The following is a 14395-nucleotide window of genomic DNA, read 5'->3' on the forward strand; positions in this document are numbered from 1 at the left end:
GCCGCCGTGCATCCCTTGGTACCTCCCAGTCACCTCAGCCAGTCACCTCAGCCAGTCACCTCAGTCACCTCAGCCAGTCACCTCAGCTGTCGCAGCGCCAGCGTCCGAGCTCGGTGAGCATCGCGCTGCCGACCTGTTCGATCGACCAGGCGAAGCCCTCGTCGTCGTAGCTGTTGAGCCACAGCTCCGGGCGGCCGTCGGCGTCGAGGTCGAGCGCGCCGAGCACCGTGTACTGCACGCCTGCACCTGGTTCGCCCTTGAGCTTGCGCGGGCGCGCCTCCGCCTCGACGGGCACGAGGTAGATCGCCGCGAAGGCCGGGCCCGCGTCCTCGTCGGCGCCCGGCAGCGTCACCGAGGCCAGGCGCTCCGGCTTACGGTCGCCGTCGAGGTCGATCTCGGCCAGCTGGTGCAGCTGCAGGCGCTTCGCGTCGCCCAGCGTCGGGTGCTCGGCGCTCACCACCGCGGCCAGCTGCGCCGCCAGCCCGGGCGCCGCCTTCGCGGCCTCCTCCGGGGTCATCGGCGGCAGCACCTCGACGAAGCTCGCGTCCGCGGGCGCCGTCGCGTGCCCACGCAGGGCCTCGGGCGCCGCCTGCACGACCAGCGCCTTGCCGCCGCCGCACTCCGCCGGGCCCGTGCCCGTGACCTTCGCCGTGGCCCCCGAGTCCAGCTTCACCTCGCCGCCGACCGGCATGAGCGCGAGGCAGGCCTCGCCCGTGCTGAACTTCGGGACATGTGCCTCGTGACAGGCGATCGGCACCAGCCCGGTCTCGCTGGCGGCCATGAACACCCGCCCGTACGGCGCGACCGTCGGCGGCGGCGCGGGCGTCTCCACGGGCGCCGCCTGGGGCTTCGGAGCGGCCGGCGGCGGGGCCTCACCGCAGGCCGTGCACACGAGGCCTGTCCACGCGAGGCCTGTCCACATGAGACCCGTCCACGCGAGACGACGAGTCGATAGCAGCGACAACAGCGATGGAGCGCGCATTGGGCGGCCACCCTATCACGAAAGCCCGCCGCCTCGCGGCCCTCGACAGCCGCACCGCCACCGCGATACCACAGGGCGTGCGCCTGGCCTGCAAGCTCATGCTGCTCGTCGCCCTCCGCGCCTGCGGCGACGACAGCAACGGCGACCCGCCGGACGGCGACAACACGCGCATACAGCCCGACCCCAACACCAAGATGTGCCCGCTCTTCCCATAGAAGCCCTCGAAGCCCTCGTCATGCGCCGCACCCACCTCGTCACGCCCCGCGCCCTCGCCCTCGCCCTCCCGCTGCTCGCCGCCTGTCCGCAGCAGCAGCAGCCGCCACCCCAGCCGCCACCGGCCGAGCCCGCGCCCGTCGTCGTCGTCGCCGAGCACCCGCTGGCCCCGATCGCCGCGCCCGAGACCTGGGTCGGCAGCGTCACCTTGATCGGCGCGTCGCTCGAGGTCATCGCCCACCTCGAGCCCGACCCCGCCAAGCCCGGCGCCTGGCGCGGGCGCATCGACATCCCGATGCAGGGCGTCAAGGACTTCCCGCTGCAGGACGTCGACATGAGCCCCGAGGGCCTCGAGTTCACCCTCGCCCCGCCCGGTGCGAGCGAGGCCCAGCGCGCCGTCTTCGTGGTCGCGCGCGAGCCCAACGCCGCCACCGCGAAGGGCGAGCTGAGCCAAAACGGCCAGAGCTTCCCGCTCGAGCTGCGCCGCCTCGCGCCCGGCGAGAGCGTCGCCGACCTCGGCCCCAAGCGCCCGCAGGAGCCGAAGCCCCCGTATCCGTACAGCGTCCGCGACGCCAGCTTCACCAGCCCCGTCGACAACATCACCCTCGCCGGCAGCTTCACCGCGCCCGCGACCCCCGGCAAGCACGCGGCCGTCGTCCTGCTCACCGGCTCCGGCGCCCAGGACCGCGACGAGGCGATCATGGGTCACAAGCCCTTCCTCGTGCTCGCCGACCACCTCACGCGCAGCGGCGTCGCCGTGCTCCGCTTCGACGACCGCGGCGTCGGCGGCTCCGGCGGCAACCTCAGCAACACCAGCCACGAGACCCAGCAGAAGGACGCCAGCGCCGCGCTCGCGTGGCTGCAGGCCCAGCCCGAGGTCGACCCCACGCGCGTCGGCATCGTCGGCCACAGCGAAGGCGCCAACCTGGCGATCCTCACCGCCGCCGCCGACAAGCAGGTCCGCTTCATCGTCCTGCTCGCCGGCATGGGCGTCTCGGGCCAGGAGATCTTGCCGATGCAAATGGCCGCGCTGCTGCGGGCCGCCGGCGCGCCCGAGGCCGAGCTCGCCCCGCTCGTCGCGCTCGAGAAGAAGCTCATCGCCGGCATCATGAAGAAGAAGCCGCGCCCCGAGCTCGAGGCCCTCGCTCGCGACCTCACCCGCCGTCAGCTCGACCTCAGCAAGCCGCCGACCCCCGTCACGCCCGAACAGCTCGACGCGATCGTCAAGTCCAGCCTCGACGCATTCGACACCCCGTCGTTCCGCTCGCTCCTGCGCCACGACCCCCGCCCATCGCTGCGCAAGCTCAAGATCCCCGTGCTCGCCCTGAACGGCACCCTCGACCTGCAAGTCCCGGTCAAGGAGAACCTCGGTGAGATCGAGAAGGCCCTCAAGGCCGCCCGCAACAAGGACTTCACGGTCAAGCCGCTCACGGGCTTGAACCACCTGTTTCAACCCGCGAGCACCGGCCAGATCGAGGAGTACAGCAAGATCGAGCTGACCTTCGCGCCCGAGGCCCTGAACGAGGTCTCGAGCTGGATCTCCGCCCATACCGCCGCGACTCCGTCCGCGACTCCGCCCGCGACTCCGTCCGCGACTCCGCCCGCGACTCCGCCCGCGACTCCGCCCGCCTGAAGGTCCCGCGAATCTTCGCGAGACTGCTCGCATTGCCCGCCCGCGGCGGTGTATGTGGCCACGATAGCGACACCACGATTCGCGTTCGTAATGGCCTGTTCGAAGTCACTCCCAGGCCGACGGGCGAAATTGCGTTCAACGCCCGAACCAGGCCCAGGACGCCAATATCGCGCCGAAGATGGCGATGGACAGCACCAACCTGATCTGTAAATTCGGCCAATATACCCGCTCCCGGATGGGGTCGGCTGCTCCGACTTCAAGACCCTCTGCAGCGAATAGGGCCGTTCGACCCATGCACACACGCCAACTATCCCTCGCCGCCCTCGCGGCGCTCCTGTCCCTTCCGTCCACCGCGGCCGCCGCACAAGCCGCGCCTGCATCGGTCGCGCCCGCCGCAACCGCCGAGCCCGCAACCGCCGAGCCCGCGCCCGCCGAGCCCGCGCCCGCCGAGCCCCCGGCCGCGGCGTCCGGCGAGGTGTCAGTCACCAGCTCGGCCCCACCCGCCGCCGCCGCGTCGACCACCCCAGCCACGAAGCCCCGCGACACCACGCCGTGGATCAAGCGCTACCGGCCGCGACCGCTCTCGCTGGAGCTCGGCATCTATGGCGGCATCCTCCTCCCGGCCAAGGACCACGAGCTCTACAACCCCAACCAGACCTGGCTGGCCTACAAGAGCATCGCCCCGGACATCGGCCTGCGGGTCGGCTTCTACCCGCTCTCCTTCCTCGGCCTCGAGGTCGAGGGCGGCGTGGCCCCGACCAAGACCTCCGACGGCAAAGGCGCCCTGATCGGCATGTTCCGCGGCTACGCCATCGCCCAGCTGCCCTACCGCATCGCCCCCTTCGCCCTGTTCGGCGGCGGCATGATGGGGACCAACGCGCTCGGCAAGGACCTCGACCCCGCCATCCACTACGGCGGCGGCGTGAAGTTCTACGTCAACAAGCTCATCGTCCTGCGCCTCGACGCGCGCGACAACCTGGCCGCGCAGAAGGATGTCGCCGCCGGCCGCACCCACCACCTCGAGATCCTCCTCGGCCTCTCCATCGCGCTCGGCTTCAAGAAGGAGCCCGTCAAGGAGAAGGACAGCGATAACGACGGCTTCCTCGACAGCGGCGACGACTGCCCGACCGTGCCCGGCGTCGCCCCGCGCGGCTGCCCGGCCCCGACCCCGGCCGACAGCGACGGCGACGGCTTCGTCGACGCCGACGACAGCTGCCCGACCGTCGCCGGCATCGCCCCCGACGGCTGCCCGGAGAAGGACAGCGACAACGACGGCTTCCTCGACAGCAAGGACGTCTGCCCGGCCCTCGCGGGCGTCGCCCCCGACGGCTGCCCGCCGCCCGACAAGGACGCCGACGGCGTCATCGACCGCGACGACAAGTGCATCGACATCCCCGAGACGCGCAACAACTACCAGGACGCCGACGGCTGCCCCGACGAGCTGCCGAAGGATGTACAGAAGTTCACCGGCGTCATCGAGGGCATCTTCTTCGACGTCGACAAGGACGTGATCAAGCCCAAGTCGAAGACCACCCTCGACGCCGCGGTCAAGGTGCTCAGCGACTTCCCCGACGTGAACGTCGAGATCTCCGGCCACACCGACAGCGACGGCGTCCGCCAGCACAACATCGACCTGTCGCTGCGCCGCGCCGACGCGGTGAAGAAGTACCTGGTCGACAAGGGCATCAAGACCGGCCGCATCACCACCCGCGGCGCGGGCCCGGACCAGCCGCTCGCCGACAACACGACGCCCGAGGGCAAGGCCAAGAACCGGCGCATCGAGTTCAAGCTGCAATAAGCCGAGCGCCGCCCGGCGCAGCGCGGGGACGTCGCGGCTCCGGCCGCTTCGTCCCCGTCTCGTCTCCCGCGCCCGACTCAGCCAGGCTTCGGCGCGGCGCAGCGCCGCTGCGTCCCCGTCTCGTCTCCCGCGCCCGACTCAGCCAGGCTTCGGCGCGGCGCGTCGGCGCAGCCGGCCCCACAGGGCCGAGCCCGCGAAGATGTACGCCTCGATCGCCAGCAGCACCAGCATCGGGTCGTAGGGGGCGCGCAAGCGGGTGTCGCCGAAGTAGATCGCCGCCGTGACGAGCAGCGCCCAGATGTGCAGCGCCAGGATGCCGTGGCGCGTCACCGTCCGGCGCATGAAGCAGGTGAACATCATCAGCAGCGCCGGCGCCGTGAACACCGCCGTATAGAACACCTGCCACCGGTTGGCCTGGTGACGCCACAGGTCGCGGCCCGAGTCGGGCCAGGGCGTGTTGTAGCCGGCGAGCATGAGCACGTTGATCACCGCGTACTTGAGCTGACCGAGGTAGCCGGTCTTGGCGATGCACTTGCGCATCAGGTCGTTGAGCGGCTTGGCGTCGGAGATGTAGCCCGCGTAGTTGAGCTCGGCCCCGATCGCCGGGTCGAGCTGCACCCACGAGTTCGGGGCGGTCTTGGCCCGCTTCTCGAGCTGGATCAGCGGCGGCGGCCCGAAGCGGATGCGCCCGCGGCCGGGCTCCTCCGGGGTGGCGACCGCCTTCTTGTTGTGACAGCGACCGAAGAGCTGGTTGAAGCGACCGTTCTCGCTGATCAGGCCGAGGCGCCCGGTGTGGTGGTAGAGGCGCGCCGACGAGAACACCAGCACCACCGCGATCGGGATCGCGGCGCACACCAGGTGCTTCACCCGCACCTTCGACATGTGTCGGTGCAGCAGCACCCAGACCACGCCGAACACCAGGATCGACAGCAAGATCTGGGGCCGGAAGGCGGTGGCGATCCCGGCGTGGACGCCGGCCCACCAGGCGTCGCGCGTCCGTCCGTCCTGCACCAGGCGCAGCAGCGCGTAGCTCGAGGCCAGCAGGAACACCGAGAACGGGACCTCGCTCAAGGTGTAGCCGCCGAGCGAGATCAGCGGGTAGTAGAACACCATGAACATGGCGAGCAGCGGCGGGACCCAGCGACGCGACGACACCCGCTCGGCGATGCGGTAGGCGTAGTAGACGATGATCGTGCCGAGCAGCGCGTAGACCACTCCGATCGCCGCGTAGTTCTCGCGCCCGAACAACACCTTGAGCAGCGCCAGCAGGAAGTGCGTGCCGTAGGGGAAGAACGCGTGGTACTCGATCGAGGCGCCGAACTTGTCGATCAGCTGATCAGCGCGGCTGGTGTAGCCGCGCATGTCCGAGGAGATGTAGTCGCCGAGCGGATGGACCAGCAGGTTCCAGTGCAGGCGCACCGCGAACGACGCTAGCAACGCGACGATCAGCCAGCGGTTGCGGTAGAGCCAGGCCTGGAAGCCCTGGGCGGAGAACCGAGGTTTTGCGGTCGAGGCGGACAAGGCGAATCGGAATGGTAAAAAAGCCGGCGGACTCTACCCGAATCCCCAAGCGACCGCGAGTCGTCACGGCCGCGAGGGAGCGCCGCCCAAACGGCCGCAGGCCGCCCCGCGCTTGACACGCGGCACGGCCTGTGGCGAGCGCTCCTGCGCCTCCTAGAACTCGACGAAGGCGACGTCGCTGAGGTCGCCGATCAGCGAGGCCTTGAGGCCGAGCTCCGAGAGGGTGAGCACGCGGTCACCGATGACCATCGAGCGGCGGATCGACGGCAACCAGGTCTGCTCGTCGGGGTTCTGCGGCGCCACGGCGTGCTCGACCTGGCCGATCGGGGTGATGCCGGTCTGCGCGTCGATCGTGTAGCCGATCGCGCCAGCGAACTGCGACTCGGTCATCGCCACCTCGTCCCAGGTGTACGACTCCACCGGCAGCACCGCGAGCTTGGTCTTCCCCCAGTACAGGAAGGCCTTGGGGTCGAAGGTCGCCTCGGACCAGCCGAAGGCCTCGCCGAGCGGCGCCTGGTGGATCCGCTTCGGGGCCTTCAGGTCGGACACGTCGAACAGGCTCAGCTGCAGGCCGGTGATGTCGCCCTGGTCGGTGCCGGCGAAGCCGACGCCGAGGATCAGGTCCTCGCCCACGGGGTGCAGGTAGGCGCTAAAGCCCGGGATCTTGAGCTCACCCGCGACGACCGGCTTGGTCGGGTCGTGCAGGTCGATCGTGTAGAGCGGGTCGGTCTGGCGGAAGGTGACGACGTAGCCGACGCCGCCGATGAAGCGCACGCCCTGGATCTCCTCGCCCTTGCCGAGCCCGCCGACCTGGCCGATCACGCCCAGCTCGTCGCCGGTCTGGCGCAGCACGCTGACGAAGCTCTCGGTGGTCGCGCTGTCCCAGCTCTGCTGGTCGGTGGTGGCGATGCGCAGGTCGCCCTCGTGCTCCGACAGGGACCACTGGCTGCGGACCCGCCCGCGGACCTCGCCCGAGGCGACGTACTCGGCCTGCTCGGCGCTCGCCAGCGAGAACTTGTGCACATACGACTGCAAGCCGGCGCCGATGTCCTCCTCGGTCCACTGCTGCGGCCGCCACGGGCTCGTGGTGACGTAGAGGTTCTGCTTCGAGGCGTAGATCGTCTCGCCCTCGGAGAACACGCCGACGCCCTTGCCGAGCGCCAGCGCGGCGTCGAGGTCGACGGTCAGCACCGACAGCGTCGACAGGCCCGAGTAGCTGCCCGGGTGACGCACGTCGGTGCAGTCGAGCAGCAGGCCCTTGCTGAGCTTGGACTCGCCGCCCGAGAGGTCCTCGAGCACGTAGTGCGGCAGCCAATCCTCGACCGTCGACGACTCGACGATCGCGAGGTTGTACAGCTTGGCCTGCTCCTTGGCCTTGTTCCACTCGATGGTCCACGGGTCCTGCGGCTCGCCCTCGCGGAAGGCCGGGGCGTCGCCCTCCTTCGGCTGGTTGGCGCCGGAGCTGCCGGAGGTGCCGGGCACCGGCGGAGGCACGTCCCCGCCGTCGCTCGGCGACGCGGTGGTGACCGCGGTCCCCGGATCCTCGCCGCCGCCACCCTGGTTGACCGCGTCCCAGTTCATGAAGTCGTAGGGGCCCTTGAACTCGAGGCCGGTGGCCGACGAGCGCAGCACCACGCGAGCCACCCCGTCGATCAGGCGGGCGCTCACGAGGTCGCCGTTGACGTAGAGGTTGCTGACGATGCGCAGGTTGTCGGGGTCGCTGATGTCGATCTCGACCAGGCGGGCGATCGAGCCGGTGTTCTTCGGGAAGTGCTTGGAGAGGTCGAGGCCCGGGGCCGGCAGCGGCTGCGGGAACTCACCGTCCGGGACCCCGGGCTCGCCGCCGCCGTAGTCGTAGAGGTAGCTGCGCATCAGCAGCAGCGCGCGGTCCTCGTGCATGAACAGCTGCGCGTCCCAGCCGCCGTCGCCGAGCTCGAGCGAGCCGCGCAGCTGAGGGGTCACGCCCGAGGCGTCGACGAAGTGCAGCTTGCCCTGCGCCAGCGCCAGGATGCGCTCGCCGTCGGTCTTCACCAGGTCGGGCTCATCGACGCCGACCTCCTGCACGTTGGTGCCGGAGAAGTCGTCGGCGCCGCCGTTCTCGCCGTCGCCGGGGGCCTGGCCGCCGTCGCCGCCCGAGTCGCCAACCGGGTCGCCGCCCGACTCGCCCGCGGTGCCAGCCGGCTCGCCGTCCTCGACGATGATGCCGTCGTCCTCGTAGCCCCAGGGGTTGCCGTACTCCTCGATCATCTCCTTGGCGTTGGACTTGGCGTAGCCGAGCAGCTCGTCGCAGCTCTCGAAGCCGTAGAGGACGCGGGGGTCGAGCTGCTCGGGGCCGTTCAGGTTGCGGTCGGCGCAGCCCGGCGCGACGACGATGAGGGCGAGCAGAGATGCGAGCGGGAAGAGAGAGCGATGCATGGTCAATTTCTCCAAAGTGGGTAAGGCCGCAGGACCACGGAGGTTCGGGGGGCCCGTTGTCCGGCGCAGCGCAGCCCACCAAGCACGCCGCATGCCAAGCCCGTATTGGGGCTCTCCGCGCCGCTCTGCGGCCGTTCACGCGGCCCGGCGCGTCAGCCCGCGACGTCGCTGCCCCACGCATTCACGGCGGGCCTGACATCCGGGGAGTGAGACGCCGCACGGATATCACATGGTCCTTGAGACCTGTCCTCCAGGACAGCCACCGTACGACCGCAGGCGCATCCGACGACGCGTGAGACGACCCGTGCAGCGACCCCCGTGACGACCCGTGAACGACCCATGAACGACCAACGCGACGAGGCCGCCCTCGCGGCTGCGAGCGCGGCCCTCGCGACCCACGCGCGGCTCACTGCGCCAGGCTACAGAACGCCTCGTAGTCGATGAGCTCGATGTCCTCGGGCCGCTTGTGGCACACCCGGCACTCCGGGTCCTTGCGCAGCTTGAGCGAGCGGAACTTCGCGCCGAGCGCGTCGAACACCATCAGGCGGCCCGAGAGGCTCTGGCCGGCGCCGAGGATCAGCTTGAGCGCCTCGTTGGCCTGCAGGGTGCCGATGATGCCGGGCAGTACGCCGAGCACGCCCGCCTCCTGGCACGACGGCGCCATCCCGGGCGGCGGCGGGTCGGGGTACAGGCAGCGGTAGCAGGGGCCGTGATCACCCGCTTCTGTACCAACCTCGGAGTTGGACAGGAAGGTCGTGATCTGGCCCTCGAAGCGGAAGATGCTGGCGTGCACCACCGGCTTGCCGAGCTTCAGCGCCGCGTCGTTGAGCAGATAGCGGGTCGGGAAGTTGTCGGCGCCGTCGACCACGAGGTCGTAGCCGGCGAGGATCTCGAGGATGTTCTCCGACGTGAGGCGGGTCTGGTGGGCGATGACCTTCACGTCGGGGTTGAGCGCCTGCAGCGTCATGCGGGCGCTCTCCACCTTCGGCATGCCGAGGCGCTCCATGTTGTGCAAGATCTGGCGCTGCAGGTTGCTCTCGTCGACCAGGTCGTCGTCGACCATGCCGATCGTCCCGACCCCGGCCGCGGCCAGGTACAGCGCCGAGGGCGAGCCGAGCCCACCGGCGCCGAGGCACAGCACCTTCGCGTCGAGCAGCTTGCCCTGCCCGACCTCACCGACCTCGGGCAACATGATGTGTCGGCTGTAGCGCTTGACCTGCTCGGCGGTGAGGCTGCGCGGGCGCTCGAACGCGTGGCCGGCCTGCTTCCACGCGCGAAAGCCCCCGGCCATCGAGCTGACGCGGGTGTAGCCGAGCTCCGCCAGCGAGCGGGCCGCCAGCGCCGAGCGGTTGCCACCGGCGCAGTAGAGGATCACCTCGCGGCCGCGTTCAGGCACGAGGTCCTCGATCTTCATCTCGAGGAAGCCGCGGGGGATCCACTCGGCGCGGGGGATGAAGCCCTGCTCGTACTCGTCGCGCTCGCGGATGTCGACGAGCAGCGGACGAGCGTCGGAGCTCGGGGCGCCCAGCACCTGGGCTTTCGTCTCGTCGACCGACACCTCGCGGATCGATCGCTTCACCTGGCTGAGAAGGTCGCTAAAGCTGGCCACGGCAGACTCCTGGGCCGCGCGCGCGGCCGGCGTCGCAGGTTCTACCAGAGATCGCCGGGGGGCTGACAAACGCCGTCGTCAAACCGTGGCTCGGGCCGTGGGTCGGGCCCTGCTCACGCAACCTCGCTGCTATACTCCGCGCCCTCCGTGCACATCGCCACGCCGCCACCTCCTGCACCGTCCTCTGGACCGCGGCCCGAGAGCGACAGCGCCGCCTTGCAGGCGCTCGCCCGCAGCCGCGAGCAGCTGGTCGATCAGCTGCACCGCCGAATCGTCGGCCAGCAGGGCGTGATCGACCTCCTGCTCGTGTGCCTGTTCGCCGGCGGCCACGGCCTCTTCGTCGGCGTGCCCGGCCTGGCCAAGACCCTGCTCGTCAGCAGCCTGGCGCAGTGCCTCGACCTCCAGTTCTCGCGGGTGCAGTTCACGCCCGACCTCATGCCCTCGGACATCACCGGCTCCGAGGTGCTCGAGGAGGATCCCGCGAGCGGACGCCGGCAGTTTCGCTTCGTCGCCGGCCCGGTGTTCTGCAACCTCCTGCTCGCCGACGAGATCAACCGCACCCCGCCGAAGACCCAGGCCGCGCTGCTGCAGGCGATGCAGGAGGCCCGCGTCAGCGCCGGCGGCCGCACCCACCCGCTGCCGCAGCCCTTCCACGTGTTCGCGACCCAGAACCCGATCGAGCAGGAGGGCACCTATCCGCTGCCCGAGGCCCAGCTCGATCGCTTCACCCTGCAGATCGTGGTCCGCTACCCGGACGAGGACGCCGAGCGGCAGATCGTCGCGCTGTCCAGCGACACCGGGCCCGCGCTCAGCCCCGTGCTCAGCCCGGCCGAGCTGCGCGCTCACCAGGCGCTGGTGCGAAGGATCCCCGTGCCCGAGTCGGTGATCGGCCACGTCGTCGCCCTCCTTCGGGCGACCAGGCCCGGTGAGCCCGGCTGCTCGCCCGCGCTGCGCGAGCTGCTGCAGTGGGGCGCGGGGCCTCGCGCCGGCCAGCAGCTGGTCGCCGCGGCCCAGGCCCGCGCCGCGCTCGACGGCCGCCCCGCGGTCACGATCGCCGACGTGCGCGCGCTCGCCGGGGCCGCGCTCGAGCACCGGCTGGTCCGCAGCTTCGCCGCCGAGAGCCGCGCGGTGTCCACCGCGGAGATCCTGCAAAAAGTGCTGGCGGTGGTGCCGGGCTGACCTGTCCTTCGCGCCATGTCCGAAGATCCCGCCCAGGCGCTCGCCGCCGTCGTCCCGCCCGAGCTGCGCGAGCTGCTGCGCGGGCGCCAGCTGGTGTTGACGCGGCCGGTCGGCGGACCGCACGCGGGCCGGCACGCCTCGACCCGCGCCGGGCTCGGTGACCAGTTCCGCGGCCACATCCCTTACACGCCCGGCGACGACCCGCGCCGCATCGACTGGCGCGCGGTGGCCCGGCGCGACCGCCTGGTGCTGCGCCAGACCGACAGCGAGGACGCGCTCGCCACCGTCCTCCTGATCGACGCCTCCGGCGGCATGGCCTATGGGACAGGTCCCGGCAACAAGCAGCGCCACGCGGCCGCGATCGCCGGCGCCATCGCCCACCTCGCCCTGCGCCAGGGTGACCGCGTCGGCTTCGCCTGCGGCCGCGACGGCGCGCTCGAGCTGGCCCAGCTGCGCCCGCACGGCGGCGCACCCCGCCTCGCCGCGCTCGCCCAGGCGCTGCTGCGCGAGCCCACCGGCACCTGCCCCTGGCCCGCCCTGATCGCCGCGGCCGCCCCCGCGCTGCCCCGCCGCAGCCTGGTCCTCCTGTTCTCCGACCTGCTCGACCCCGACCCCGCCGACCCGGACTCCGACGCCCGCCTGCTGCACGACCTCGCCGCCCTGCGCAGCCGCGGCCACGACGTCGTGCTCGTCCAGGTCCTCCACCGCGACGAGCTCCAGTTCCCGTGGAGCGGCCGCGACCTGTGGCGCTTCGAGGACCCCCGCGGCGCCCGCGAGCCGCGCGAGGGCCACGCCCCCAGCCTGCGCGCCGCCTACCTCGAGCGCCTCGGCGCGCACCTGTCGCGGCTCGAGCACGGCTGCGCCGACGCCGGCCTGCACCTGCACCGCTGCGTCAGCGACCAGCCGCTGACCGCCGCCCTGCTCGGCCTGCTCGCCCGCCTCGCCGGCCGCCCGCAGCCCGCGGAGGCCCGCCCATGAACCACCTGTCCCAAGGGACAGTTCACGCACACATGTCCTCATGGACAGCCGAGCTGTCCCCAGGGACAGCTCACGTACACCTGTCCCCGGGGACAATAAGCATGTCCATGGGGACAGCCGAGCTGTCCCCATGGACATATCACGTACCCCTGTCCCAAGGGATAGTCGACATGTCCCCAGGGACAGCCGAGCTGCCCCCGGCGCCCAGGGAGCCCCGCGCGTGAGCCTGCTGGCGCCGCTCATGCTGCTCGGCCTGCTCGGCCTCGGCCTGCCGCTGCTGGCCCACCTGCGCGGCAGGGAGGAGCCGAAGCGGGTCCGCTTCGCCGGCCTGCGCTTCCTCGGGGCCAGCGACGAGGTCGTGACCCAGCGCCGACGCGTTCGCGACGGCCTGCTGCTGCTGCTACGGCTCGCCCTGCTGCTCCTGCTGGTGCTGGCGCTGACGCGCCCGGTGAGCACCGGCGACGCGCGGGTCGCCGTGCTGGGCGAGCCGCACGACGCCGTGCTGCTGCTCGACGCCTCGTTCAGCATGAACCTCGCCCGCGACGGCGTCAGCCTGCGCAGCGCCAGTGAGGACACCGCCGCCGCGATCCTCGAGGCGCTGCCGCCGGGCAGCCGGGTCGGCCTCGTCACCACCGACCCGGGCGGCCCGCGACGGGAGCTCGGCGCCGACCCCGAGCGGGTGCGCGCCGCGATCGCCGAGTGGGTCGCCGCGGCGCCGCGGGCCGGCGCCTGGACCCTCGAGAGCGGCCTGCCCCGCGCCGTCGCCCTGCTGCGCCAGGCCGGCGAGGGCCAGCCCGGCGCGGCCGGGCGGCGGGTCGTCTACGCCATCGGCGACTTCACCGGCCGCGGCCTCGCCAGCCTGCCGCCCACCGCCGCCGCCGACATCCCGGTCCTCCCGGTCGCCGCGTCCGGTCGCCTCGACGACCCGCCGCCTGTCCCGGAGCACATGTCCCTCGAGTCAGCCAGCTGGGTCCCCGCCCGCGAGATCGACCCGCGGGCCGTGCGGATCTCCGGCGCCGTGCGGCGTCACGGCGGCGCCGGCGAGCGCGGCCTCGCCGTGCTCCTGCGGGTCGACGGTGAGGTCGCGGCCCGCGTCGAGGTCGTCGCGCCAGCCGACGGCCTCGCCGCCTTCGAGTTCACCCACATCGGCGCCGGCGTCGGCCCGACCCCGGCCTCGGTGGAGCTCGCCGAGCTCGCCGACGACCCGCTGCCCGGCGACGAGGCGCGCCACCTGTGGCTCACCGGCGAGGACAACGTCGAGGTGGCGATCGTCAACGGCGACCCGAGCGAGATGCGGGCCCACGACGAGGTCTACTTCCTGGCCACCGCCCTGGCCGCCAGCGCCAGCGCCCGGCGCCTGCGGATCCACAGCCTCGCCCCCGATCAGCTCGCGGCCCGCCTGCGTGACGGCGACCGCCTCGCCGACGTCGACGTGCTCGTGCTCGCCAACCTGCGCGCCCCCGCCGAGGACATCGCCCCGGCGCTGCGCGAGCGGGTCGCCGCCGGCATGGGCCTGTGGATCTCGGTCGGCGACCGCGTCGAGGCCGGCGCCTACAACGAGCGCCTCGGCGAGCTGCTGCCGCTGCTGCTGCGCGAGCCGCTGGTCGTGGGCACCGCGCCGGGCCGCAGCGAGGCGCACAGCGAGGGCGTCGCCCCGCCCGACCTCACCCACCCGATCTTCCTCGGCCTGCAGGGCGAGCTCGGCCTGCTCGGCACGCGCACGCGGCGGGTCTTCCTGCTCGAGCCCGACCCCTCGCGCGGGGCCGAGGTCGCGCTCAGCTTCACCAGCGGCGCGCCGGCCCTGATCTCGCGGCCCTTCGGGCGCGGCCGGGTCGCGCTGCTCACCACCTCGATCGACCGCGACTGGTCCGACCTGCCCCTTCGGCCAGGTTTTGTCCCGCTCGCCGAGCGCGTGCTGAGCTGGCTCGACACTGGCCACCCGGGCGCCGCCGCCGGGCAGATCGTCGCCGGCGAGCCGCGCCGGATCGCCGCCGACGGACCGGTCACCGTGCACACCCCCGACGGCCGCGAGCTCGTGCTCCCGCCCGAAGCGCGCCGGTGAGGCCG

The 14395-nt window shown here is 72.0% G+C and carries 10 protein-coding genes; 6 read left to right on the forward strand and 4 right to left on the reverse strand.

Translation table 11 applies throughout. The features are described 5' to 3' along the window. Positions 1-82: 82 nt before the first annotated feature. Positions 83-922 (reverse strand): hypothetical protein, encoded by an 840-nt coding sequence (locus IPJ59_RS13555; protein ID WP_293271992.1) that lies wholly within the window; start codon positions 920-922, stop codon positions 83-85. Between the two features lie 47 nt (positions 923-969). Between IPJ59_RS13555 and IPJ59_RS13560 the strand changes: the two genes are divergently transcribed. From IPJ59_RS13560 to IPJ59_RS13570, 3 genes are all read left to right on the forward strand, one after another. Continuing rightward, complete coding sequence (locus IPJ59_RS13560) at positions 970-1197, forward strand: hypothetical protein (RefSeq protein ID WP_293263375.1); 228 nt, start codon at positions 970-972, stop codon at positions 1195-1197. A 20-nt stretch (positions 1198-1217) separates the two neighbouring features. Then, on the forward strand, positions 1218-2828 hold the full coding sequence (locus tag IPJ59_RS13565) for an alpha/beta hydrolase family protein (RefSeq protein WP_293271994.1): 1611 nt from the start codon (positions 1218-1220) through the stop codon (positions 2826-2828). Positions 2829-3120: 292 nt separating this feature from the next. Next, positions 3121-4626: an OmpA family protein gene (locus tag IPJ59_RS13570; protein WP_293263371.1), complete on the forward strand. Its 1506-nt coding sequence runs from the start codon at positions 3121-3123 to the stop codon at positions 4624-4626. A 138-nt stretch (positions 4627-4764) separates the two neighbouring features. On the opposite strand, the gene IPJ59_RS13575 is transcribed toward IPJ59_RS13570, so the two are convergent. The 3 genes from IPJ59_RS13575 to moeB all read right to left on the reverse strand — a co-directional run bounded on the left by IPJ59_RS13575 (position 4765) and on the right by moeB (position 10171). Beyond that, entirely contained in the window at positions 4765-6147 is a 1383-nt protein-coding gene (locus IPJ59_RS13575) for an ArnT family glycosyltransferase (protein WP_293271996.1), read from the reverse strand. Positions 6148-6300: 153 nt separating this feature from the next. Further along, the gene (locus IPJ59_RS13580; RefSeq protein WP_293271998.1) at positions 6301-8562 is read right to left on the reverse strand and encodes a beta-propeller domain-containing protein; all 2262 of its coding nucleotides are present in this window, start codon (positions 8560-8562) and stop codon (positions 6301-6303) included. A 406-nt stretch (positions 8563-8968) separates the two neighbouring features. Continuing rightward, a complete protein-coding gene (gene moeB / locus IPJ59_RS13585; RefSeq protein ID WP_293272000.1) occupies positions 8969-10171 on the reverse strand; it encodes a molybdopterin-synthase adenylyltransferase MoeB in 1203 nt (400 codons plus the stop codon). Between the two features lie 147 nt (positions 10172-10318). Here moeB and IPJ59_RS13590 point away from each other — a divergent pair, with 147 nt between their 5' ends. The 3 genes from IPJ59_RS13590 (at position 10319) to IPJ59_RS13600 (ending at position 14390) form a co-directional block, all read left to right on the forward strand. Then, on the forward strand, positions 10319-11350 hold the full coding sequence (locus tag IPJ59_RS13590; protein ID WP_293263363.1) for an AAA family ATPase: 1032 nt from the start codon (positions 10319-10321) through the stop codon (positions 11348-11350). A 15-nt stretch (positions 11351-11365) separates the two neighbouring features. Beyond that, positions 11366-12328, forward strand: coding sequence for a DUF58 domain-containing protein (locus IPJ59_RS13595; RefSeq protein WP_293272002.1), 963 nt, complete (start codon positions 11366-11368; stop codon positions 12326-12328). Between the two features lie 220 nt (positions 12329-12548). After that, complete coding sequence (locus IPJ59_RS13600; RefSeq protein WP_293272004.1) at positions 12549-14390, forward strand: vWA domain-containing protein; 1842 nt, start codon at positions 12549-12551, stop codon at positions 14388-14390. The last annotated feature ends 5 nt before the right edge of the window (positions 14391-14395 follow it).

Origin of the sequence: Nannocystis sp., assembly GCF_016714285.1 — a bacterium.
GTDB lineage: Bacteria > Myxococcota_A > Polyangia > Nannocystales > Nannocystaceae > Nannocystis.

Bases quoted from the DNA above. Each gene is read 5' to 3' on its own strand.
- IPJ59_RS13555 (WP_293271992.1), bottom strand. From the start codon at position 922: ATGTGGACAGGCCTCGCGTGGACAGGCCTCGTGTGCACGGCCTGCGGT.
- IPJ59_RS13560 (WP_293263375.1), top strand. From the start codon at position 970: ATGGAGCGCGCATTGGGCGGCCACCCTATCACGAAAGCCCGCCGCCTC.
- IPJ59_RS13565 (WP_293271994.1), top strand. From the start codon at position 1,218: ATGCGCCGCACCCACCTCGTCACGCCCCGCGCCCTCGCCCTCGCCCTC.
- IPJ59_RS13570 (WP_293263371.1), top strand. From the start codon at position 3,121: ATGCACACACGCCAACTATCCCTCGCCGCCCTCGCGGCGCTCCTGTCC.
- IPJ59_RS13580 (WP_293271998.1), bottom strand. From the start codon at position 8,562: ATGCATCGCTCTCTCTTCCCGCTCGCATCTCTGCTCGCCCTCATCGTC.
- IPJ59_RS13595 (WP_293272002.1), top strand. From the start codon at position 11,366: ATGTCCGAAGATCCCGCCCAGGCGCTCGCCGCCGTCGTCCCGCCCGAG.